At 54.4% G+C, this 22,277-nt stretch carries 21 protein-coding genes; 12 read left to right on the plus strand and 9 right to left on the minus strand.

Features of this window, described 5'->3' with window-relative positions; translation table 11 throughout:
- Window positions 1–64: 64 nt before the first annotated feature.
- From QJ48_RS16980 to QJ48_RS17000, 5 genes are all read left to right on the plus strand, one after another.
- Complete coding sequence (locus QJ48_RS16980) at window positions 65–1,354, plus strand: MFS transporter (protein ID WP_054974758.1); 1,290 nt, start codon at window positions 65–67, stop codon at window positions 1,352–1,354.
- A gap of 794 nt (window positions 1,355–2,148) precedes the next feature.
- Window positions 2,149–3,006, plus strand: coding sequence for a DUF6345 domain-containing protein (locus tag QJ48_RS16985; protein WP_054974740.1), 858 nt, complete (start codon window positions 2,149–2,151; stop codon window positions 3,004–3,006).
- A gap of 15 nt (window positions 3,007–3,021) precedes the next feature.
- Window positions 3,022–4,071 (plus strand): hypothetical protein, encoded by a 1,050-nt coding sequence (locus QJ48_RS16990; protein ID WP_054974741.1) that lies wholly within the window; start codon window positions 3,022–3,024, stop codon window positions 4,069–4,071.
- Between the two features lie 70 nt (window positions 4,072–4,141).
- Entirely contained in the window at window positions 4,142–4,585 is a 444-nt protein-coding gene (locus QJ48_RS16995) for a hypothetical protein (RefSeq protein WP_054974742.1), read from the plus strand.
- 79 nt (window positions 4,586–4,664) lie between these two features.
- Window positions 4,665–5,120, plus strand: coding sequence for a TlpA disulfide reductase family protein (locus QJ48_RS17000; RefSeq protein ID WP_162238513.1), 456 nt, complete (start codon window positions 4,665–4,667; stop codon window positions 5,118–5,120).
- A gap of 231 nt (window positions 5,121–5,351) precedes the next feature.
- Here QJ48_RS17000 and QJ48_RS17005 read toward each other — a convergent pair whose 3' ends face one another.
- Window positions 5,352–5,960: a methylated-DNA--[protein]-cysteine S-methyltransferase gene (locus QJ48_RS17005; RefSeq protein ID WP_082420541.1), complete on the minus strand. Its 609-nt coding sequence runs from the start codon at window positions 5,958–5,960 to the stop codon at window positions 5,352–5,354.
- Window positions 5,954–6,595, minus strand: coding sequence for a bifunctional transcriptional activator/DNA repair enzyme AdaA (locus QJ48_RS17010; protein WP_054974744.1), 642 nt, complete (start codon window positions 6,593–6,595; stop codon window positions 5,954–5,956). Before QJ48_RS17010 ends, QJ48_RS17005 begins: the two co-directional genes overlap by 7 nt.
- A 158-nt stretch (window positions 6,596–6,753) precedes the next feature.
- Here QJ48_RS17010 and QJ48_RS17015 point away from each other — a divergent pair, with 158 nt between their 5' ends.
- Window positions 6,754–7,719, plus strand: a complete 966-nt coding sequence (locus tag QJ48_RS17015) for a DNA-3-methyladenine glycosylase (RefSeq protein WP_082420542.1) — start codon at window positions 6,754–6,756, stop codon at window positions 7,717–7,719.
- 1 nt (window position 7,720) lies between these two features.
- On the opposite strand, the gene QJ48_RS17020 is transcribed toward QJ48_RS17015, so the two are convergent.
- Window positions 7,721–10,045, minus strand: a complete 2,325-nt coding sequence (locus QJ48_RS17020) for a bifunctional diguanylate cyclase/phosphodiesterase (protein WP_054974745.1) — start codon at window positions 10,043–10,045, stop codon at window positions 7,721–7,723.
- Between the two features lie 219 nt (window positions 10,046–10,264).
- On the opposite strand from QJ48_RS17020, the gene QJ48_RS17025 reads away from it, so the two are divergent.
- From QJ48_RS17025 to QJ48_RS17040, 5 genes are all read left to right on the plus strand, one after another.
- Window positions 10,265–10,978: a hypothetical protein gene (locus QJ48_RS17025; RefSeq protein ID WP_054974746.1), complete on the plus strand. Its 714-nt coding sequence runs from the start codon at window positions 10,265–10,267 to the stop codon at window positions 10,976–10,978.
- 103 nt (window positions 10,979–11,081) lie between these two features.
- Window positions 11,082–11,774, plus strand: coding sequence for a response regulator transcription factor (locus QJ48_RS17030; protein ID WP_054974747.1), 693 nt, complete (start codon window positions 11,082–11,084; stop codon window positions 11,772–11,774).
- Complete coding sequence (locus tag QJ48_RS17035; protein WP_054974748.1) at window positions 11,771–13,276, plus strand: cell wall metabolism sensor histidine kinase WalK; 1,506 nt, start codon at window positions 11,771–11,773, stop codon at window positions 13,274–13,276. Before QJ48_RS17030 ends, QJ48_RS17035 begins: the two co-directional genes overlap by 4 nt.
- A 159-nt stretch (window positions 13,277–13,435) precedes the next feature.
- Complete coding sequence (locus QJ48_RS38105; RefSeq protein WP_193394456.1) at window positions 13,436–13,564, plus strand: sporulation protein YjcZ; 129 nt, start codon at window positions 13,436–13,438, stop codon at window positions 13,562–13,564.
- A gap of 146 nt (window positions 13,565–13,710) precedes the next feature.
- Entirely contained in the window at window positions 13,711–14,037 is a 327-nt protein-coding gene (locus tag QJ48_RS17040) for a YnfA family protein (protein WP_054974749.1), read from the plus strand.
- An 80-nt stretch (window positions 14,038–14,117) separates the two neighbouring features.
- Here the strand turns inward: QJ48_RS17040 and QJ48_RS17045 are convergent, their stop codons facing one another.
- The gene (locus QJ48_RS17045) at window positions 14,118–15,791 is read right to left on the minus strand and encodes a glutamine--tRNA ligase/YqeY domain fusion protein (RefSeq protein WP_054974750.1); all 1,674 of its coding nucleotides are present in this window, start codon (window positions 15,789–15,791) and stop codon (window positions 14,118–14,120) included.
- A 277-nt stretch (window positions 15,792–16,068) separates the two neighbouring features.
- On the opposite strand from QJ48_RS17045, the gene QJ48_RS17050 reads away from it, so the two are divergent.
- Window positions 16,069–16,647, plus strand: coding sequence for a hypothetical protein (locus QJ48_RS17050; protein ID WP_054974751.1), 579 nt, complete (start codon window positions 16,069–16,071; stop codon window positions 16,645–16,647).
- A 95-nt stretch (window positions 16,648–16,742) separates the two neighbouring features.
- Here the strand turns inward: QJ48_RS17050 and QJ48_RS17055 are convergent, their stop codons facing one another.
- The 5 genes from QJ48_RS17055 to QJ48_RS17075 all read right to left on the minus strand — a co-directional run bounded on the left by QJ48_RS17055 (window position 16,743) and on the right by QJ48_RS17075 (window position 22,132).
- Entirely contained in the window at window positions 16,743–17,081 is a 339-nt protein-coding gene (locus tag QJ48_RS17055; protein ID WP_054974752.1) for a hypothetical protein, read from the minus strand.
- A gap of 208 nt (window positions 17,082–17,289) precedes the next feature.
- Window positions 17,290–18,609 carry a 6-phospho-beta-glucosidase gene (locus QJ48_RS17060; RefSeq protein ID WP_054974753.1) on the minus strand — a complete coding sequence of 440 codons (1,320 nt, stop codon included), beginning with the start codon at window positions 18,607–18,609 and terminating at the stop codon, window positions 17,290–17,292.
- On the minus strand, window positions 18,602–19,588 hold the full coding sequence (locus tag QJ48_RS17065) for an N-acetylglucosamine kinase (RefSeq protein WP_054974754.1): 987 nt from the start codon (window positions 19,586–19,588) through the stop codon (window positions 18,602–18,604). Before QJ48_RS17065 ends, QJ48_RS17060 begins: the two co-directional genes overlap by 8 nt.
- Before the next feature lie 29 nt (window positions 19,589–19,617).
- A complete protein-coding gene (locus QJ48_RS17070; RefSeq protein ID WP_054974755.1) occupies window positions 19,618–20,628 on the minus strand; it encodes a LacI family DNA-binding transcriptional regulator in 1,011 nt (336 codons plus the stop codon).
- Between the two features lie 133 nt (window positions 20,629–20,761).
- The gene (locus QJ48_RS17075) at window positions 20,762–22,132 is read right to left on the minus strand and encodes an ABC transporter substrate-binding protein (protein ID WP_054974756.1); all 1,371 of its coding nucleotides are present in this window, start codon (window positions 22,130–22,132) and stop codon (window positions 20,762–20,764) included.
- Window positions 22,133–22,277 lie beyond the last annotated feature (145 nt).

Consider the following 22,277-nt stretch of genomic DNA (forward strand, 5'->3'; position numbering starts at 1 on the left):
TTCCATTTTCGGTCGGTTCGGTATACAATCCAGAGACAGCTTCAAATTTAAGGGAGAACTGTATATGTGGACGAACCGGAACGTATGGATTGTCCTGGCAGGGGAATTTATCGCCGGGCTTGGCTTGTGGATGTCGATTATTGCCAACTTGGAGTTTATGCAGCAGAAGGTGCCTTCGGATTTCATGAAGTCGCTTATTTTATTCGCCGGGCTGCTCGCCGGGGTGCTGTTCGGTCCGCTGGCCGGACGGGTCATCGACACGACCTCCAAGAAAAAGGTACTGCTGATCTCGGGCGCCGGACGCCTTGTCAGTGTCAGCTTTATGTTTGTTGCACTGTATTTCGATTCCATCTGGTGGATGGTGCTGTTCGCCGTAACGCTGCAAATATCGGCGGCGTTCTATTTCCCGGCGCTGCAGTCCGTCATACCGCTGATCGTGAAGGAGCGGGAGCTGCTCGCCTTAAACGGCGTACATATGAACGCGGGTACGATCGCACGTATTCTGGGGACGACCTTGGCCGGGCTGATGCTGACCGTGATGAGTCTGAAAGGCTTGTATGTCGCCTCCTTCGTCGCTTATGTGGCGCTGCTTGCGTCTACCGCCTTCCTGAACGTGCCCGAGCCCGGCTTGCGGCGGGCGAAAGAGGCTGACAAAGGGGCGGCGGCCGTACCGGGCGGGGAGCCGGAGCAGGCCGAAAGCGGCCGGCGCGGCAGCGATCCGGCAGAACAGGCGCCGCCTGCGGAGCAAAGCGGCTTCAAGGCGCTTCTGCCGCTGCTGCGTTCGGAGCCGACCGTGCTGACGGTGCTCTGGCTGACGCTGGTGCCGACGCTGTTCATCGGCGGCTTCAACCTGATGGTCATCAACATCAGCGAGCTGCAGCACGATGCGCAGGTGAAAGGGCTGCTCTATGCCGTGGAAGGGGTCAGCTTCATTCTGGCCGGCTTTCTGGTCAAGTGGATGGCCGACCGCGGCGGCTTGATGAACCGCCTGTTCCTGTTTGCGGCGATTGTGGCGGCGGCGCAGTGTCTGTTGTTTTTTGCCGATTCGAAGCTGTGCGCTTTGCTTTCGTTCGGGCTGTTCGGCTTGGCGGCGGGCGGATTTTTCCCGGCGGCGGCGACCTTGTTCCAGAAGCAAATTCCGAAAGCGTATCACGGCCGCTTCTTCTCGTTCCGCAGCATGCTCGACCGCGTCGTATTCCAGGTCGTTCTGCTGAGCACGGGGCTGCTGCTGGATTTGATCGGGCTGCAGCTCATGGTGCTGCTGTACGGGGTGCTATCGTTTTTGCTCGTTGCCGTCTTTGCCGTGCGTGAAGCCAGGTCGGCGAAGGAGGATCGGGCGGAAGCTTCGTTATGATGGAGGAGCCGTTAAACGAAGCACATCATCGCCATCCTCGCAGAGCGCGTTAAGTATGGTGATCTACGATTTCAAACCAACAGGCTTAGAGACTAGTCACATAAAGTTCGGATGTTGAAGGCGGGGAGCTTATCCCCGCCTGTTTTCTTACATTAATAGTTCCCTCTTGCTCCCTCATTTTTACACCTCAAAAATCGAGCGGTTAAAATACCGATAATCAGGAACGGTTACGATAATTCTGCAAATTTGGTAATACTCTTCTTGAACCTCCGCCTGCAGAACTTTTCTGAAAAAAGTTTAAAATCTCCGAATAGGAATATGTCCGATAGTATTTCAGATTTAATTAGCCAAAATATTCTGTTATGGGACCATTTTGATTTTTAACATGGCAATTTTTAACAAAGTAAATGTATTTTGATTTTCATTTTTAAGTACCACAGTCCTTCTCCGAAAACCAATAAATAAGTAGATTGTAACTATTAACACTTAATGTAATTATATGGTATTATATCCGTGTAATCCGATAAACTACTGAGGCTCGACAAAATATTTTATTAGAGGGAGGGTGTTAAAGGATGGTGGGCGTTAAATAAGAACTGAAATAATAAAATGGAACCCCTTTTTCCAAGCGACTTTGCAGTGAAAACAACAGGTATTTTGAAATAATCTACGTTTACGCTCTCTCTGAGAACCAAAGATTTTTCCAGTATAAGTCTAGAACCAAGACATAATCGTTGATCATATTATGATGCTTGTGAAATTCTCTATCAATAAATCATAAAGGGTGAAAGAATATGTTTCCTAAAAAATTGTTAATTTCATCAATTCTAGCCGCTGTTCTGTCAATCAGTAGTGTTAACGCGGCTACCATTGATTTAGGGGCAACCAATCCGGCCGGGTATCAAAAATATGGCAATTGTGCACATGAGGATAGATACTCTGGTGCAGTTTATACAGACAAATTCATCAATGGCTTTTTTGATCCAGTTTTGAATTATTGGTATGCAAACAAAAAGTTTCTTTATAGGGATAATAATTCATGGGAAACAGATTTACTCCATTCTGGTATGTACAAAATTGGTTACGATAATGTTGATTCTGTTGATTTTATGGTATTTACCGGACATGGCTATGGACCGGGAGGGCATGGTGTTACTTACAATTCAAATCACTTTTACACTATGAATAGTTCGTCGCTTTTTCATCCATCTGGCGACGAAGGTGAACGAGAAGATAATGCGAATGCTGATTCTAATGAGATTTGGTGGGGGTACGAGGGTCACAATGTTTCTCCTAAAACCAAGTGGGTGTCAACCTATAGCTGCAATTTTTTGAATGATAGTAACCCTAAATGGGCAACTATTATGCAAGGAGTACATATGGTTACCGGTTTTGGTAACGTTATGTATATGTACTCTGATGAAGGAACTTACTATTCAACACAATTGAGACAAAATGCCAAGATAAAGGATGCATTTTTTAATGCCGCAAGGGCATATCAAATTCATAGTGCTGATCCAGTAATAGCTCGTGTTTTGGCTGCCGATATTTCAAAAGATGATACCATACAAAATTATAGTAGAAAGCCAGCCCCAATCGGTGGTAGCGACGAGTATTATTACTGGTCTTTAACTGTTCAACCATCAAATTAATTAGGAGGGTAACTTATGACAAAAAAACATTTTATCTTTATTACAACCGCCGTGGTATTTTTTTTAACATTCTATCTTTATAATGGTAAAAAAATTATTTTTTCTAATAGCGCAAATAGTGCTAACGAGAAATTAACAAAAATTAATTTTCCTGAAGTAGGAGGAGGAGTTCCGCACGAAGAGTTTCAAGTTGAATTAGACAAAGCTGAGATGGAAAAGGTCCGGAAAATAAACAGTGAGCCCTCTTATTTTAAGCACACTTCTGATTCATTAAGTGAAAACAAAGTGGCGAAGCTAAAGGAAGTATTTAATATTCAAGCATCTGGTACGAAAAATGAATTAGGCACTAAGATTGAAGATGAGAAACAATACTTGGAAGTTTTTAATAATGGAGTTTTCCATTATCACAATAAAAATAGAAATGATTCAATATCCATTGACGTTACGGATGAGAAAGCGAAAGAAATTGCTACCGATTTTCTTAAAAAAAATCATCTATTACCAAATGATTTCACTATTACTAGTGTCGCTCATGAAACTATTACAAGTGCTAAAAATCCAAACGATAAAAAAATTCTTAGAAAAGAAGTTTATTTTAACCGTTCATTAGACGGTATGAAGGTTTACGGTATTTCAAGAATAATTGTTTCAATTGGTGATAAAGGACAAATTGATACTGTCTTCTCTTTGAATCGTCCAACTGATTTGAAAGGAAATCCAATAAAATTAAAAAGTATCGATAATGTTATAGATGATTTAATAAAGCTTAAAGGGACTGTAAATATTCACTCTGATTCTAAGAAGGTGAAAATTAATAAAATTGAATTATCATATTGGGAAGACTCAACCCCGACTAGTACTCAAGAGTTTATTCAACCAGTCTATCATTTAAAAGGGGACAATATAGATGAAAAAGGAATTACTATAAATTCATCTTTTGAGGCATTCATTTCGGCAATTCCTGACGAGTTTATCACTCCTGCAATTGTGCCGGAATTAAAACCTTCAGATAAAAAAACAGATACATCATTCGAAAAAAATACGGTTAATATTCCAAAAAAATAGTAGTTGTTAAGAAAAAGGTGGGTCACGAGTTTTGTTGACTCACCTAAAGTGTTATTGGAGGTACAAATTATTGACCAAAAACTGGATAATTACTTTACTTGCTATTATATGCAGCATGTTATTTGCTATCTGCATAATGTTTTTTAATCAGTATAACCCCGAAGAAATGGCATGGGAGAGTTTTAGAAAAGAGCTCCGCTCAGAAAGTGTAACGAAAATTCTAATTTTAGGCACTCGCAGTCCAATACAAGTTAATGAATCAGACAAACAAAGTTTTATAAATTTTTTAAATCAAGCAACCTATTATAAATCCAATATCAAATCTGAAGGTCCTACAGAAAAGTATATAATACAAGTTTTTTTTTCGAATGGAGAAAAACAGTCGATAGGTTATTGGTATAAGGATATATTCGAAATCAAACTAGCCAAAAAGAGCGGCAATGCTCATTTTTTAATAAAAAGTGAAGCATTCGGTGATTATTTGGAGAGGATTGTAAATTACAGTAATGAATAATAGATCAAATTTTACAATAATTTCAATTTATTGTTTGTTGACTTGTATCGTCACAATTATATTGATTCTAATCTATTTCATGAATAAGGATGGAGATACAAATATTAATATTAAAATTGGAAGTGACGCACCAACCTTCAATTTAAAAGATTTAGATGGCAGAGTATTTAAAAATTTCCCAAATGACAGATATACATTAGTTAATTTTTGGGCATCTTGGTGCAAACCTTGTAGAGAAGAGGCAGCGATATTAAACCACTATAATCAAAACTACGGTGACAAACTATTTGTAATTGCAATCAATTCCACCAACAAAGATAACCTTGCAAGTGTTATTAACTTTCAAAAAACATATAATGTTACTTATCCTATATTATTAGATAGGTTGGGCGAAGTAAGTAAGTTATACAAAGTTACAAGCTTACCTACTACATATATAGTTGACGATCGGGGTAAAATCGTTGAGGTATTATATGGAAATTTAAATAGCAACGAGTTAATTGATAAGATCAAAAAAGTAACTCTTAGTCGTTAGCGATGCAATGGCACTAACATACCTTTTGGTTCGATAACGAAACGGGAAGCACTTTAAAGATCGTAAGTTCAGACGACGACGAGCCCCTAGAGACCGTCGCTTTTACTCAGATTAAGTTCTCTGACAAAGCAAAAGAAGACGTATTTAAAACGTTAATATAATTGCCAACTGAGTTTGGTTTCCCCCCCGTCGCTGACGGGGGTTTTATACTTGCGGGTATTTCCTCGAAGCCTATCGCTTCAGCAAGCCGCGCTCTTCCCGGAGCGGGAAGCCTTCCAGGCGCAGCAGCCGCGTTTTGGCCTCCAGGCCGCCGAGGTAGCCGGTCAAGGAGCCGTCCTTGCCGATCACCCGGTGGCAGGGCAGCACGATCGGCAGCGGATTGGCGCCGACGGCGGCACCGACGGGCCGGGCCGCCAGCGGCCTTCCCAACACCGCGGCCAGCTCCGCATACGTCCAGGTGCTTCCGTACGGAATGAGTCGGAGCGCTTCCCAGACCTCGAGCTGAAACGGGGTACCCCGCACGTCGAGCGGCATGTCGAACGGGGTGCAGTCCCCGCGGAAATAAGCGGCGAGCGGCTCCATATAGGGGCGAAGCGCCTCCGCGCTTTCCACAAGCGCTGCCCCGGGCCAGTGAATGCTCGCCCAAGCGGCCAGCGCCCCGGGCTTCTCGTTCGGGAAGCGAACGCGGCAAAGTCCCTGGTCCGTCGCCGCGATGTTCAGCATCCAATCCCCGTCCCGATAGGTGGTCCAATAAACGTACGGCGTATGCGTGCCCTCCACGGAACCGTGCGAAGTCGGTGAAGCGTTCCTTGCGTTGGAAACGGCGGCTGTATCTAACATGAGCATCCCTCCTCTGTTCTCTTCTTCGACGGATAGGAGCCCGAGGCTTCCTGCGCCTGCCGGTAGGCGCTCGGTGAGAGCCCGGTTCGTTTATGAAAAACGGTCGAGAAATAGGCGGCGTTCGGAAAGCCTGTGCGAAGCGCCACTTCGGTCACCGTCTCGCCGGTCTCCTTCAGACGCAGCTTGGCCGCCTCCACGCGGGTAGCTGCGATATATTCCGCAGGCGTGACCCCGGTCAGCCGCTTGAACGTGCGGTGCAGATGGTAAGGGCTGGCATGCTGCGCTTCCGCCAGCACGGCGAGGGTCAGCGGCTCCGCATAGTGCGCCTCGATCCACTTGGCGGTGTGCCGGATCCATTCTTCGTCCGGCATTCCCTTACCGTCGGGACGGCATCGCTTGCAGGGGCGGAAGCCTTGAGCGGCTGCGTCGGCTGCGCCGCGGAATATCCGCACGTGCTCCCTCTTCGGGGGCTTCGATTTGCAGGAGGGCCGGCAAAAGATTCCCGTGGTCTTCACGGCGTAAATCAATCGGCCATCGAGCCCGGCATCGTTGGAAATGATGGCGTTCCAGATATCGTCGGTTAACGCCGGCTCCGTTCGTTCGCGGTCCGCCGGCTGTTTATAAAGGTCAGTCATAGCGATCACCTCACGAGCTCAGTATACCCCGGCAGGTCCTGCGATGTAAGGGGGGACGAGTGAGAGCGCAAGATTTCAAAAGCGGAGAAGACCGGAGTATGGTAAAAAGGTATCATGAAGAAAAATAGCGCACGTTGGTTGGACAAAGGAGAGAATGGATGATGAACGAAGCACAGCTTGGGGCCGAGCTTGCATTTCAAGAAGGATGGAAGGACGGCGGATACGAAGGGGAGCTTATTCCGCGGGGGCCATTCCGGTTTTCCGCGGCTCTCGCCTACATGGCGAGATCGGAGAACGAATGCCTGTTTTACGTCGATCAAGACCAAGACCGCGTGTACAAATGGATCGAAGCGGGAAGTGAGCGGGTGCTCGTCGAAATCTCCGGCGGTTCGGAGGATCGTACCGTGCGTCTGCGGTTTCTTGACGAAGCGGCGCATGGAAATCCGCAGGCTCGTCTGGCGGCGGCCCGCTATGTGTGGGAATGGTTCGACCTGGGGACGGATCTCGACGCGTTTTACCGGCTGGCCGAGAGCGACTTGCTATTAGGGCCGTTAACGCAACGGTTTTACGGGCTACGGTGCATCGGCATTCCGGATTTGTTCGAGGCGCTGTGCTGGGCCATTCTCGGGCAGCAGATCAATCTGGCGTTCGCCTATACGCTCAAGCGCCGGTTCGTCGAGTCGTACGGCGCTTCCATGGCTTGGGACGGCCGGACCTATTGGATGTTTCCGACGCCTGAAGCGATTGCCGGACTGGCGGTGGCCGACCTCACGCCGCTCCAGCTCACATCCAAAAAGGCCGAGTATGTGCTCGAAACGGCGGCTCGCATGGCGGACGGCCGACTGACCAAGGAGCGTCTGCTCAGCTTGGCCGATGCGCAAGCGGTCGAACGCGAGCTGACCGCCATCCGCGGTATCGGGCCATGGACAGCCCATTACGTGATGATGCGCTGTCTCCGGCTGCCGTCGGCTTTTCCCGCCGGAGACGTCGGGCTGCAGAATGCGGTCAAGCATCTGTTCGGCATGGACAGCAAGCCGACGCCGGCCGAGCTGCAGCGGCTTGCGGCCGGGTGGAGCGGCTTTGAAGCGTATGCGACCTTTTATTTGTGGAGGGTGCTGTACTGAGTCAAGCTTCCGCAGCGTCCTGGTCCCTGTGCCGGATCGAGGCCATGAACTCCTCCATCTCGCAGGCGGGCAAAGGCTGGCTGAGCAAATAGCCCTGCACGGTATCGCAGCCGATCTGCTTCAGCCGCGCCAGCTCCGCCTCCGTCTCCACGCCTTCGGCGACCGTCTTGAGTCCGAGCGCATGGGCCATGCCGACGATTGCTTGGACCAAAGCGCGGTTGACAGGATCATGGTCCAGCCCGCGGATGAACGTCTTGTCGATTTTGAGCACGCTGAAATCAAACTTTTTCAGGTAAGCGAGCGCGGAATGACCGGTGCCGAAATCGTCGATGGCTGTCCCGACGCCAATCCGGCGCAGCTCCTTGAGCAGCCGGGTCGTTGCCTCGGCCTTCGTCAGGGCGGCGCTTTCCGTAATTTCAATCTCCAATTGGGAAGGATCGACCTCGTGCCGCTGCAGGATCTGCCGGATGCGTTCGGGCAAATGAGGCCGGTGCAGCTGCCGTGCGGATAAATTGACGGCCACCTTGACCGGATAGCCCAGCGCCTCTTCCCACCGGACGTGCTGCAGGCATACATTCTCCAGCACCCATTCGTCCATATCCGCAATCATGCCGATTTCTTCGGCCACCGGGATAAACTCCTGCGGGCTGATCAGGCCCAGCACCGGATGGTTCCATCGCGTCAACGCCTCCAGCCCGACGAGGCGGCCCGAACGGCAGTCCATCTGCGGCTGGTAGAACACTTCCAGCTCGCCGTCCAGCGCGGTGGCGCGAAGTCCGTTCTCCAGCACCAGCCGGCGGGGCAGCGTCTCGGTCCAATGGGGGGCGAACAAACGGTAGCCATTGCGTTGTTCCTTGGCCGCGTACATGGCGGAGTCGGCATGTTTTACAAGCGTTTCCAAGTCGCTTCCGTCTCTCGGGTACAAGCTGATGCCGACGCTGCCGGTGATGTACAATTCGTGCGGGTCCACATGGAACTTCCGCGCCAGCTCCTTCAGCACGGTATCCGCGACGTCGGTCGCCTCCTTCGGGTCCAGCAGCCCGGGCAAAATCACCGTGAATTCGTCGCCTCCCAGCCGGGATACGATCTGAGGCTCCCGGGTGCAGCGGCGCAGCCGGTTTCCCGCTTGCACAAGCAGCCGGTCTCCGATTTCATGGCCGAGCGAATCGTTAATGATCTTGAACCGGTCGAGGTCGATGAAGAGCAGCCCGACCATCGTGCCGCTTTGCTTCGCATCCAGCAGCGCCGCGTTCAGCTTGTTCTGGAAATGACGGCGGTTCGGCAGCCCTGTCAGCATGTCGTAATGGGCCAAATAACGGAGGTTCTCTTCCGCCTGAATACGTTCCGTAATGTCCGAAAAAATGCCGACATAGGTGCGGATATTCCCCTCGTCGTCTTTGACCGCTTTGATCGTCAGCCATTCCGGATAAATTTCGCCCGTTTTGCGCTTGTTCCAAATTTCACCTTGCCACCCGCCAGTCTCCCGGATGGAGGCCCACATCCTTAAGTAAAACGCCCGATCCTGGCGCCCCGATTGCAGCATACTGGGCTTGTTGCCGATCGCATCCTTGGCTGTGTAGCCGGTCACCGCAGTGAATGCGGGATTGACCGCCAAGATTGTGCCTTCCATATTGGTGATCATGATTCCTTCGTGAGACGATTCGAACACGCTGGCATGCATCCGCAGCGTTTGCTCGGCTTTTTTGCGCTCGGATATATCCGAGAAAATGCCTACATAATTGGCTATCCTGCCCGTCTCGTCCTTGACGGCATTAATGATGAGCCATTCGGGGAACACGCTGCCGTCTTTCCGCCGGTTCCAAATTTCGCCTTGCCAGCTTCCTTGCTGGTGGATCGAGGCCCACATGTCGTCGTAGAACGCCTTGTCCTGCTTGCCCGATCGGAGGATTCGCGGCGTTGCTTTGGTGATCTCGCTTGCTTTGTACCCGGTCATGCGGGTGAAGGCCTGGTTCACATCCATGATCCGATTCTTGGCATCCGTGATCACAATGCCTTCCTGTGCCGCTTGGAACACCCGCGCATACAGCTGCAAATGCTTCTCCGAGCGTCTCCGCCGGTTCGCCTCCCGCAGCAGCCGGGCGTTGTAACGGCTGAGAATGAAGTAGAACACAACCGAATTCAGCAGAAACAGCCCCCACCTGAGCAGCAGCGACACGTCCGGCATTCCGTAGCCCAGAGCGTCGAGCAAGCCTGACACCTTATCCACGGCCAGATCGGCCAGAAAAATGAGCATTAAATTCGATATGATAAAAAACATCGTCAAGGAGTCCAAAACGGGCAGCTTGCCCCGGTTGGCGGATTTCATAGCACCTTCCACCTTTGTCGTAATATGGGTTTGTATCCAGAGGTGAAGCGGTCCCATTGTACCAAGGGTATACCAGCCGCGCCCGGCCGCCTATGATTTAGATCACACAATTTCCCATAATGCTGCGACATTGTGTCCGTATTACCTTGCTACTTTAAGGATGCGGGGAGACAAGCGGAAAGCCCCGACAATCCGGAGAGAACTAAGGAGTGTATGAACATGAAAACCATAGTAAAGTTCGGTACGATTGGCACGTTGCTGCTGGCAACGGCTTTCGGAGCGGTCGGTTCGGCGGCGGCCGAGACGGCGAAGGATCGTACGGCAGCTGTTCCTGCACAGAAGGTAGAAGGCGCGAAAATGATAAGCGTACATCGCTTGAGCGGTATGCTGCAGCAGCCCGCGCATGAGCGGGCTTATCTGAAGCTGCTGGCGAAGACATATGCGCCGGAAAGCGTGGAAGCCTGGAACCAGGTCCTGACGGAGCGTCAAGAGGTGGAGAAGGATATGCCGAAGCCGCCGGCCATGCTTACCGTTGCCCGCAAGGATAAGGCCGATTCGGATGCGAAAGACGAGGCGGGCTTGAGCAAGGATGCGGTTGGAAAAGAGGGGCGGGTAAAAATCCGCGTTCTGGACGGCGTGAACAAGGAGAACTTCTCATCGCAGCCGCTTCGCGTTGAAATTTTGACAGATGGCGCTGCGGCGGACGGTCAGAAAATGATTGGCGCCGCGCTTGCGGATGATATAATGAAAGCGGAGCCGTCCGAAGAGATGAAGCGTCAGGAGGCGCTGGCCGAAGCGGCGGAAGCCGGCAACGGGGAAGCGATCCGCGGGCTGCTGCCGCAGCTGCTCGACGATTACCGCAAGGAAACGGCCGAACTCAAGACGATGGCCGCGAAGCTCAAAGCGGAACTGCAAAAGATGGAAAGCAAGTAATCCGATGACATAAGGGCGTTCTCTCCGGCCTCCTCAGGCGGCAGACAAGCGCCCTTTTTTCCATTGGCAGGATCATTACGGGGAACATACAGGAGGAAGGCAGATGTACCGTATTTTTTTGGTGGAGGATGAAGAGCATCTGAACGGGGTACTGACCGCTTACTTGGAAAGCGAGGGTTGGCAGGTGTGTTCGTTTCTGGATGGCGCAGAGGCGCGTCAGGCTATAGCGGAGCGGCCGGACCTGTGGATCCTTGACATTATGCTGCCCGGCATCGACGGGTACCAACTGCTTCGCGAGATCAAGGCGGATCAGCCGCGGCTGCCGGCCATCTTCATCTCGGCGCGGGACGCGGATATCGACCGGGTGGTCGGGCTGGAGCTGGGGAGCGACGATTATATGGCCAAGCCCTTTTTGCCGCGGGAGCTGGTCATCCGTACGCGCAGGCTGCTTGAGCGCGCATACGGGGACAGAGGACGAGAAGAACCCGCGGGAGCCGGGAGCCGCGCCCGGCTGTCCATACCGCCTTATATGGTCGATGAAGGAGCGAGGGCGGTGACGGCGGAGGACGGGCAGCCGATAGAGCTTACTTCCAAAGAGTTCGATTTGCTGCTTTACTTTGCCCGGCATGCCGGGCAGGTGCTCGAACGGGAACAGGTGCTGACGGGCGTATGGGGCGACGATTATTACGGCTCCGACCGCGTGGTCGACGATCTGGTCCGGCGGCTGAGGCGCAAGCTGCCGCAGCTGCGGCTGGAGACGGTATACGGATTCGGGTATAGGATGGTGAAATCATGAGGCATTGGCCGCTTTCCGTCAAATTATGGGGCATTTTTACGGCCTTAACGATCAGCAGCTTCGCCCTGCTTGCCGTCTTGCTGCCGTGGCTGCTGAAAGGCTTTTTTACGGAGCAGCTATACGATATTTTGCTTGATTCGCAGCAGGCCGTCCGAATCGAACCGGCCGTCGCAACCGTAGCAGGGCCTCTGTTAGCGACAAACGCCGTGCCTCCGGTTCTATCGCTGGATGTCATGCGCATCCCGGATCGTGAAACGAGCGAGATGAGGGTGCGCATCGCTTCCAAGCCCACATCCCAGGCAGAGACGGCTTTATCTGAAGTGGCGCGGACAAGCATTCTTGTGCAAGCGCCTGAAGGTCCGGCCGTAAAGCATATGATGATCATGAATCCGGGTGCGGCATCGGGCTCGATTGCGGCAACTGCCACGGTGAATCCGGCCGATCCTCTCGTCCGGCTGGTCGAGCAGGATGCGCTGGTGCAGCAGGAGCCGGTCCAGAAGTATGCCCGCTATGTCGGGGATAAGCCGGTATTTTACGTGATTCGTAAGGAGCAGGTCGAAGGCAGCCCCGGCTTCATGGTGTCGTACGCCTCGGGTAATTACCGCAACGATCTGGTCATGACGATGTTCGGCCGGCTGGCGCTGCTGATGGTGGCGCTGATCGTCCTTAGCTGGCTCCCGTGTCTGGGGCTGGCCAAATATTTGACGCGTCCGCTCGTGCAGATGGAGCGGCATGTCGGCCGGCTGGCCAAGCGTGATTGGCACGAGCCCTTGGAAACCGGACGCAAGGACGAAATCGGCCGATTGGGCTCGGCCATCGAGACGATGCGACAGCAGCTTGTGAGACAAGATAAGGCGCAGCAGTTTTTCCTTCAAAACATCTCGCATGAGCTCAAGACGCCCGTCATGGTGATCCGCAGCTATGCCCAGTCCATTATGGACGGCGTGTTTCCGCGAAAAACGCTGGCAGGCAGCGTGGACGTCATTATGAAGGAATCGGAGCGGCTGGAGAAACGAATCCGCGACCTGCTTTATTTGAACAAGCTGAATTACTTTACGTCCAGGGAGAAGCCGCATCAGCCCTTCGATCTGAAAGCGCTGCTGGACGATACTGTGGAGAGGCTGCGCTGCCGACGCGCAGACATTGCTTGGGAGGTAAATGCCCCGGAAGCGGTCATGCTCACCGGCGACCGGGAGCAGTGGAGCGTTGCGCTGGAGAATCTGACCGACAACCAGCTGCGGTATGCGCAAACCGGTATCCGGCTTGAAGTCAAGCCAGGAACCGGAGAGGCTCCCGTCGTCCGTTTATGGAACGACGGGCCGCCGCTCGATGAGGAAACGGCGCAAAGCTTGTTCGAGCCGTTCCGGACCGGAGGAGACGGGCAGTTCGGCTTAGGTCTGGCCATCGTCAGGCAAATTGCCGCCAACCACGGCTATACGGCCCGGGCCGCGAACGAAGAGGGGGGAGTCGCCTTTTATTTGGAGCCGGACGCTTCGGTCTAATTGCGCCCTTGCGGAATAGTCGCATTACTTCCCAAGTCGATTGACCTGACGGTACGAATAAATTGGATTGGGAAAAGCACACATTTTGTCACATAGTCCAAACATGCCAAAGGGCAAGGCCATAGGATATAACATGTAAACGAAAGGAGGGACCGAACAATGGGTTTTGGTGGCTTTGGAGGTTGCGGCGGCTGCGGAACTGGCGGCTTTGGCGGGTTTACTAGCACAGGTGTCATTCTCGTTCTCTTCATTCTGCTTGTGATCGTTCTTCGTTCCTGGTGGGCCTAATAGCGTGGCCCCTTGAAGATCCCGCGTTTTGACGGGATCTTTTTTTTATGCTTGGCATGGGGGGATCGGTGTACATAGAGGGGATGCGACGGTTAGAATGGAGAAAGAACCTTTGCCGGAAAATGAACGGGGAAAGGAAGGCTGCGATGGTGCAGGCCGTCATCTTATTTATTCTCGCGGGGCTGGCCGAGATCGGCGGAGGGTACCTTGTCTGGTTATGGCTCCGGGAAGGAAGGCCGATGGGCTACGGCATCGTCGGCGCGCTTATTCTTGTCGTGTACGGGGTTATTCCGACACTGCAAAGCTTTCCGAGCTTCGGGCGGGTGTATGCGGCTTATGGCGGCGTCTTCGTCGTCTTGTCGGTTCTGTGGGGCTGGGGCATCGATAAGAAAACCCCGGACCTCTACGACTGGCTCGGGATGAGCCTATGCTTGGCCGGGGTCGCCGTCATGCTGTACGCTCCCCGGTCCTAACGTGGCGCCTTGGGTGGAGAGAAAAAGAAGCCTTTCGCAGCGGATGATCCATCCGGCGAAAAGGCTTCTTTGAGCTTGCGTTATTTTTTCGGGTCGAACGAGCTCTTCAGCGACACGATCCGGTTGAACACCGGGCGGCCCTCCGTCGAATGCTTCGGATCGACGTTGAAGTAGCCGTGGCGGAAAAACTGGAACTTGTCCTGAGGCTTCGTATCCCGCATATTGTTCTCGACGAAGCCTTGCACCGCTTCGAGCGACTTCGGATTAATATTGTCGAGGAACGACTCGCCTTCTTCCGCTTGCTCGTCGAGGATGAGCGGCTCGTACAGGCGGAATTCCGCCGGGACGGCTTGCGTCGCTTCCACCCAGTGAATCGTCCCTTTGACCTTGCGGCCGGTAAATCCGCTGCCGCTCTTCGTTTCGGGATCGTACGTGCAGTGCAGCTCCGTGACGTTGCCGTCCGCGTCCTTGATCACGTTCTCGCATTTGATGAAGTAGGCGTGCTTCAGACGCACTTCATTGCCGGGGAACAGGCGGAAGTAGCCTTTGACCGGCTCCTCCATAAAGTCGTCCCGTTCGATATAAATTTCCCGCGAGAACGGGATTTGACGATGTCCCATCGCTTCGTTCTCGGGATTGTTCTCCGCGTCCAGCATCTCCACTTGCCCTTCCGGATAGTTCGTGATGACCACCTTCAGCGGCTGCAGCACGGCCATCGTGCGCGGCGCCTTCAATTTGAGGTCCTCGCGGATGAAATGCTCCAGCATCTTCTCGTCGACGATGCTGTTGTTCGTCTTCACCACGCCGACTTCACGGCAGAACGTGCGGATCGCTTCGGGAGTATAACCCTTGCGGCGCAGACCGGAGATCGTAGGCATCCGTGGATCGTCCCAGCCGTCGACGACGTTCTCGTCCACGAGCAGCTTCAGCTTCCGCTTGCTCATCACCGTATTGGTCAGGCTGAGGCGGTTGAATTCGTACTGCCGCGGCACGTTCTCCATCTCGCACTCCTGCACGACCCAATCGTACAGCGGACGGTGATCGGCGAACTCCATCGTACAGATGGAATGCGTGATGCCTTCGATCGCGTCCTCCAGCGGATGAGCGTAGTCGTACATCGGGTAAATGCACCACTTGTCCCCGGTGTTATGGTGATGCGTATGGGAAATCCGGTACAGCACCGGGTCCCGCAGGTTGATGTTCGGGGAGGCCATGTCGATCTTGGCGCGCAGCACCTTCTCGCCGTTGGCATACTCGCCTTTGCGCATCCGCTCGAACAGGTCGAGATTTTCCTCCACGCTGCGGTTGCGGTACGGGCTGTCTTGGCCGGGCTCGGTCAAGGTACCCCGCGTTTCGCGGATTTGCTCCGCCGTCAGATCGCAGACGTACGCTTTGCCCTTGCGGATCAAGCGTACGGCGCGTTCGTACATTTCATCGAAAAAGTTCGAAGCGAAATACAGCTGCTCCCACTCGAAGCCGAGCCACTTGATGTCTTCCTGAATCGAGCGTACAAATTCCTCGTCTTCCTTCGCCGGGTTCGTATCGTCAAACCGCAGATGCGTACGTCCGCCGAATTCGTCGGCAAGCTCGAAGTTCAGACAGATTGATTTCGCGTGCCCGATATGCAGGTAGCCGTTCGGCTCCGGCGGAAAGCGGGTGACGATGGTGTCAACTTTACCCGTGTTCAAATCTTCGATCACGATGTTTTTGATGTAATTGGAGGATGATGCAGAAGCCGGTTTCGTCGTGTCCAATGGGATCAACCTTTCTCACAAATTAGCTGTCAAAATCTATTACTCTCTATAATACACAAAATGGAGGGCAATTATAAATGGGTTTCCGTACGATTCTTTGAAGAAAGCCCTTACTTGACGGACTTTTACACGTTTTCCATCCGAATCTTGGACGGTATCTATGAAAATGGGAGGGATTTTTCTCTCTTTTATAAGAGACGGCGCAAAATTCGCACCTTGCGGCCAAGAAAACATAAGGTGAAAAGAAGGGGGAATGCATAGAAAGGAGAGAGTCATTGTGAAAACGAACGATGAAAAAGAAACGAACCGTCTCGTAACGGTACCGGTGCTGCGGAAGACGCTGGCCGCCATGATTCCGTTTTACAGGCGGATTGCTTCGGACCCCGCTTATGCCGCAGCGTGGACCCGCGGTGTGCGCCGCGCGGATCTGGATACGCTGCTACGGCTGCTTCGGCAAGTCGGCTTGAGCGAGCGGAGGTATGCGTCGTTGTCCACGAACGGCATCGGCTATTTCGTCGATTTCGACGCGCCGAAGCCGATCGTGCTGTATTCGAACGCCACCACGGTTCGTCCGGGGACGACGCAGTTTTATTTCAATACCAAGGTTCACCGCGCCATCGCCAAGGCGATTCTGCCGTTCTATCGGGAAATTGTCGTGAACCGCCCGTTCGCCTGCATCGTCGTCCGGGCGATCCGCAGCGGCAACCGTGCGCTGCTTGACCGGCTGGTCCGCAGCATTGTCAAGATCCCGCATCTGCGCTCCGTCTCCATCGAAAGCTCAGGCTTCCGGCTCGGCTTCAAATACGCGGCCAGTCCGTTCCGCTTCGACAACCTGACCTTTGGCGGCGAGCCTTAACCTTCATGGCGGCAAAAGGTTCGTATAACGGCAAATCCCCTGCGTCCGGGCGCGAGGCCGCCGGTCGGCAGGGGAGTGCTGGCGAGAATATAAGATTAGAGCGGAGCCGAGGCCGTCGGCTGCTTCTCCTCATACTGCAGCAGCAGCGCTTCGGCTTTGTCTAAATCTTTGGCGTGCACATCAAGCTTCAAGCTTTCGGGGTGATGGAGATCGACGGCTTCGGCCGCCGTCTGAATCGCGCTCAGGGCCGCATCGGTATCGGATTTCACCCGGCATTTCACCTGCTTCGACTTTAAGAAGGCGTGCCTCGCTTGAAGGTCGCGGGTCTCAGGCCCGGAAGCGGACAGCACCGTCTTCCACTGCGCGGGGCGGCTGTATAGCAGGTACATCGCGGCAAGGACAACCAACAGGAACAATAAACCTCCCATTACCATAGAAACACCACCTTCGTCTAATTTAATTCTGCGGACGGAGGGTCGCCGGTAGTCTGGGGCGGGCGGACACTTGCATGCAATTACCCGTTTCCGGCCGGGTTGAAACATGGATTTTTGTACCGCGCATATCGAACAAGCCGGCTATCGGTTCGGCGACCGATGCCGGCTTGCTGTAAGTCTATTTTAAGGTTTTAAGCATTAGAACTGCTTACACGGTCTGGGCGGCGAAAAAACGCGGCAAAAACGCTTTGTTCTGCTCCAGCATCTCGTCCAGCATCGGCTCCGCTTTATTGACCGAGGTCACGAGCGGATGGTGGGCGAGCGCTTGCAGCGCAAGTCCGCGGTCGCCCGAGACGGCGGCGGCAATCGCGAGGCGCTCGTATGTTTTCACCGCATGGATCAAGCCCTTGGCGGCTTCCGGCGCGACCGAGACCGGCAGCGGAATCGGCCCCTGCTTCGTGACGACGCAGTTGACCTCGATGCAGGCGTCCGCCGGCAGGAAGTCGAGAATGCCCTGATTGCGGACGTTCAGCGTCTGGATGTCGCGCGTATCGTTGTACAGCGACGTCATCAGGTTGACGGCGGCCTCTGAGTAGTATGCGCCTCCGCGCTTCTCGAGCTGCTTCGGCTTCTCGGCCAGCTCAGGGTCCTGGTACAGCTCGAACAATTCGTCTTCCAGCCGCTTCACTACTTCGGCGCGGGTGCCTTCCCGGGCGGACGATTCGACTTGGTCGGCCAGCATCTCTTCGGTCAAATAAAAATACTTCAAATAGTATGTCGGAATGGCGCCGAGCGAACGGATGAACGAAGCGTTCCATTCGTACTGCGGGACGTTTTTGGCGGAATAGCCGTCGCGGTTCGCCAGCAGTTCCTCCAGCTTCGATTCGTCGTCGATCCGCACCTGCGTGACCCAATGCAGGTGATTCAAGCCGACGAATTCGGCGTAGATGCGTTCCATCGGCACCTCGTAGAGGCCGGCCAGCCACTTGTACACCCCGATCGGCGAATTGCAGATGCCGACGGCCCGAATCTTCGAATGGCTGAGGATCGCTTCCGTCACCATCCCCGCCGGATTCGTGAAGTTCAGCATCCAGGCGTCCGGGCACAGCTCCTCCATGTCCTTGGCGATATCCAGCAGCACGGGAATCGTGCGCAGCGCCTTCATCATGCCGCCCGGACCGGTCGTTTCCTGGCCGATCATGCCGTAGCGCAGCGGAATCGTCTCGTCCCGGATCCGCGCTTCCAGCAGACCGACACGCAGCTGCGTCGTGACGAAATCGGCGCCCGCCAGCGCTTCCCGGCGATTGGTCGTCAAGCGGACCGTGATCGGCAACTGCGATTTCTCCACCATGCGCTGCGCAAGCTGTCCGACGATGCGCAGCTTGTGCTCCCCTTCCGGGATGTCGACCAGCCACAGGTCCGTGACGGGAAAACGGTCATGGTGCACGATAAAACCTTCGATCAGCTCCGGCGTGTACGAAGACCCGCCGCCGATCACGACGACTTTCAGTCCGTTGGCTTCAACCACCTGCAAGCACTCCCTTCAAATCGGATATGCGTCGGACTTGCTCCTGCACCGGCTCGGAGACGGTCGTGCCGTCTTTTTCCATGGCCAGCAAGATCGCCCCGACCACCGGCTCTACATCCAGTACCTGAAGCCGGCAGCCCGGCGCCTCCGGCTGCACGATATCAACGATATACGGATGAACGAATTGCCCGTCTCCTCGTGTCAGTACACTGCCCGCAAGCACCAGATCAAAGGTCTCCCCCTGCATTCCCAGACGCCGGATCACCGCCCGGGCCGCCAGCCCGAGCTCCGTTCCCTGCACGCGGAGGATGCGGGCCGCCACGCGGTCTCCCTGGGCGGCGGCTTCGAATAGCAGCGGCGTCAGTTCAAGGGGGACAGGCAGCGCATGGTCCAGAAAATAATGGAACATATGTTCGACCGAAGGATAGCCGAGCTCCTTCGTGACCAAAGCGGTCAGCAGCGTCTCTTCCTCGCGGCCTTCCCATGCCCGGATGACGGCCCGGAACGCTTCCGCCGCCAAGTCCCCGCCGCCGCCGAAATCGCCGTACTGGTAACCGAAGCCGCCGCATTGGTACATCTCGCCCGCAGGGGAGACGCCGACGCAGTTCGTGCCGCTGCCGCAAATCGCCACGACGCCGTACGGCTTCGATGTGCTGGCGCGCAGGGCGATGACGGTGTCGCAGACGACGTCGGAGCCGGGCAGTTCCAGCTCGGCGATCATCGGCCGCAATATGCGGAAGTCGGCTTCGCGGTCGGCGCCTGCCAGTCCGAAGCAGGCCGCGGTAATATCCTGCTCGCGCAGGCCTGCTTGGCTGAGCGCTTGCGCAACGGCTTGGCGGATGCTCTGCGCGGCCGTATCGCGGTCAATCTGATGGTTGCCGGGGCCGCCCTTGCCGGCTGCGACCAGCCGGCCCGTTTCGTCGGTAATGACGGCATACGTTTTGCTGCCGCCGGCATCCATCCCCAAGTAGTATTTCAATGTACTCCACTCCCGTCCTATAGAGCCAGCTACGGTGAGGGGGAATAAGGCGACGTGGATTCTCTCACGATCAGTTCCGGCTTCAAGCAGACCGAAGTATTCCGTTTCATGGAGCCGTCGATCAGCTTGAGCAGCAGGCGGACGGCCTGCTGCCCCATCTGCTCCATCGGCTGCCTGACGGTTGTCAGACGCGGATGAATATCGGCGGCGAACACTTGGTCGTCATACCCGACGATGGAAAGGTCGCGCGGAATGCGGTACCCTTCGTCCCGGAACGCGTCCATGACGCCGAGCGCAAGGCCGTCTTCGCCGGCGAAGACGGCCGTCGGCACGTTCCCGCTGCGCAGCCATGCCTTGGCGACGTCGAAGCCGCTGCGGATGTTGAATTCGGTGCAGGCCACGGCCAGCGGCGTCAATCCCGCTTCGGCCATGGCCGCTTCGAATCCGCGTCTGCGTTCCCGGGCGCTGAGAAACAGCTCCGGCCCGCTCACGTGCGCGATGCGCGTATGTCCCAGGCCGATCAAATGCTTGGTCGCCTCGTAGCCGCCCGTGTAGTTGTCCACATTCACCGTAGTGGCATTTGTTTTTTCAATCTGATTATCGATAATGACAAACGGGATTTTCTTCCGTTTGAGCTCCAGCACATACTGCTCTTCTTCCATGGGCGACAGCACGATGATGCCGTCGACCCGGTCTTCCTGAAACAAAAAGTTGGTCGGCTTCAAACCGCCGTCCGGAGAGGAGCACACGTTCAGCGCCAAAAAATAGCCGTTCTCCTCCAGCGCTTCGTTCACGGCATGCACGATGCCGTCGAACACCGAATCCTGCAGGGTGATCAGCGTCAGGCCGATCAGTCCCGTCGACCCCCGCGCCAGATTGCGGGCGGCGGCATTGGGGCGGTAATCCAGCTCCTGAATGGCCTGCAGCACCTTCTGACGGTTGCTCTCCCGGACCGTGGGCGAATTGTTAAGCACCTTCGACACGGTCACGAGCGACAGTCCCGATTTTTTTACGACGTCCCATATGCTTACTTTTTTCATTTCAGATCAAACTCCCGGATCGGTATTCGTTCATATAAGCATTAGTATACCATAGCTCCGTACGGCCCCTCCGCAAGGAGAGGCCGGGGTGCAAGGGGAGTCGTTGCGCGGCAGGGTCAGGAAGTTTACGCGCTTATTTTTTGGCTTTGCCGGCGTTTTTCTCCTTCAGCAGGTCGTTCACCTTTTTCTCCAGCTGCGGGCTGACTTCGGCCACGGATTTTTGCCCGTTGTCCACGAGGTCCAGCTCGTTCTTGACGATGTTCAAAATCTCGGAGTAGTGGGTGATCAGATGGTTATACGATTCGACGCCGTATTTCAGGCCGCCCTCGACGACGTTCTTCATGTCTTTGGCGTCGATCGCCGGCGCGTAGAGACTGAAATACTTTTCCGCTGCCTGCTGGTTGGCCGGAGGCGTGCCGCCGCTCAGCTCGATCGACTTTTCCTGGATGTCTTTGCCGAGCTGAAATTTGATCCATTCGTAAGCTTCCTTCGGATGCTTGGAATCCTTCAGGATGAGAAGCGGGTCGACGTACAGCACGTTGCGGTTCTTGTCGCTGCCGCTGTACGGGACGGCGGCCACGCCGACCTTGAAGCTGTAGTCCTTGACCGAGGCGAGAATCCAGGCGCCGGCGACGGACATCCCTACGCGTCCGGTGGCGAACGGATCGCCGCCTTGCCCGGCAACAGCCTTGGTGAATTCCGGCGACGGCATCACCTTGTCCTTCAGGATCAAGTCGGCCAAGCGCTGGTTGATTTTGACGATCTCCGGCGAATTGAAGTGGAAGGATGTCGCATGGCCGCCGTTCGTCCACGTGTCGTCGGAGTAGACTTTGGCTCCGAAATACACCGGACGCATATCCTTCTCGCCCCAGCCCCAGTCCACGCCGAACTCTACTTTTTCAAAATCGTCGCTCGGCTTGCTCAGCTTCTTGGCGGTTTCGATCATTTTGTCGAACGTCCAAGACTTGTCTTCGTAGCTCGACGGCGGGTACGGGATGCCCGCTTTGTCGAACATGTCCTTGTTGTAGAGGAGCATCGTCACATAGCTGTAAACCGGGATGCCGTAGTTTTTGCCGTCGATCTTGTAGATGTCCATCAGGTTGTCGGGAATGCCGTAATCGGACGCTTTGAAATTGTCCTCTTTCATCAGGTCGGTCAGGTCGCGCAGCAAGCCCTTGTCGTAATATTCGATGAAGCCGCCCTCGCCCCAATGCGAGGTGATGTCGGGAGCCGTGCCGGCGGCGATCATCGCCTGCAGCTTCGAATCGAACTCTGCGTAAGGCGTCTTCATGATCTTGACCTTGATGTTCGGGTGCTTCGCTTCGAATTCCGGAATGAGCTTCTCTACATAGGTTTTATCCGGAAGATCGGGAACGAACTGCGTGATCGTGACTGTGGAGTCCCCCTTGGACCCGCCTTCTTTCGTGTCGCTCGCGCAAGCCGGGAGCAGTACTGCGCCGGTCAGCAGAATCGCGCCGAGACAAGCTGTCTTGTTTCTTTTCATCTTTCCTCACTCCTTCATTTGGTGACCCATCAGAGCCCGGTGAATAACAGGTCGCTGCGCAAGCGGATCATTCTTCCGATCGCTCTTGTCCCCGGATTCTTTGATTCAATAACCCATTAGGCGGGGAGAATCCGGAGACAAAGGC

The sequence above is a fragment of the Paenibacillus sp. A3 genome, from assembly GCF_001399685.1.
Classification (GTDB): domain Bacteria; phylum Bacillota; class Bacilli; order Paenibacillales; family NBRC-103111; genus Paenibacillus_G.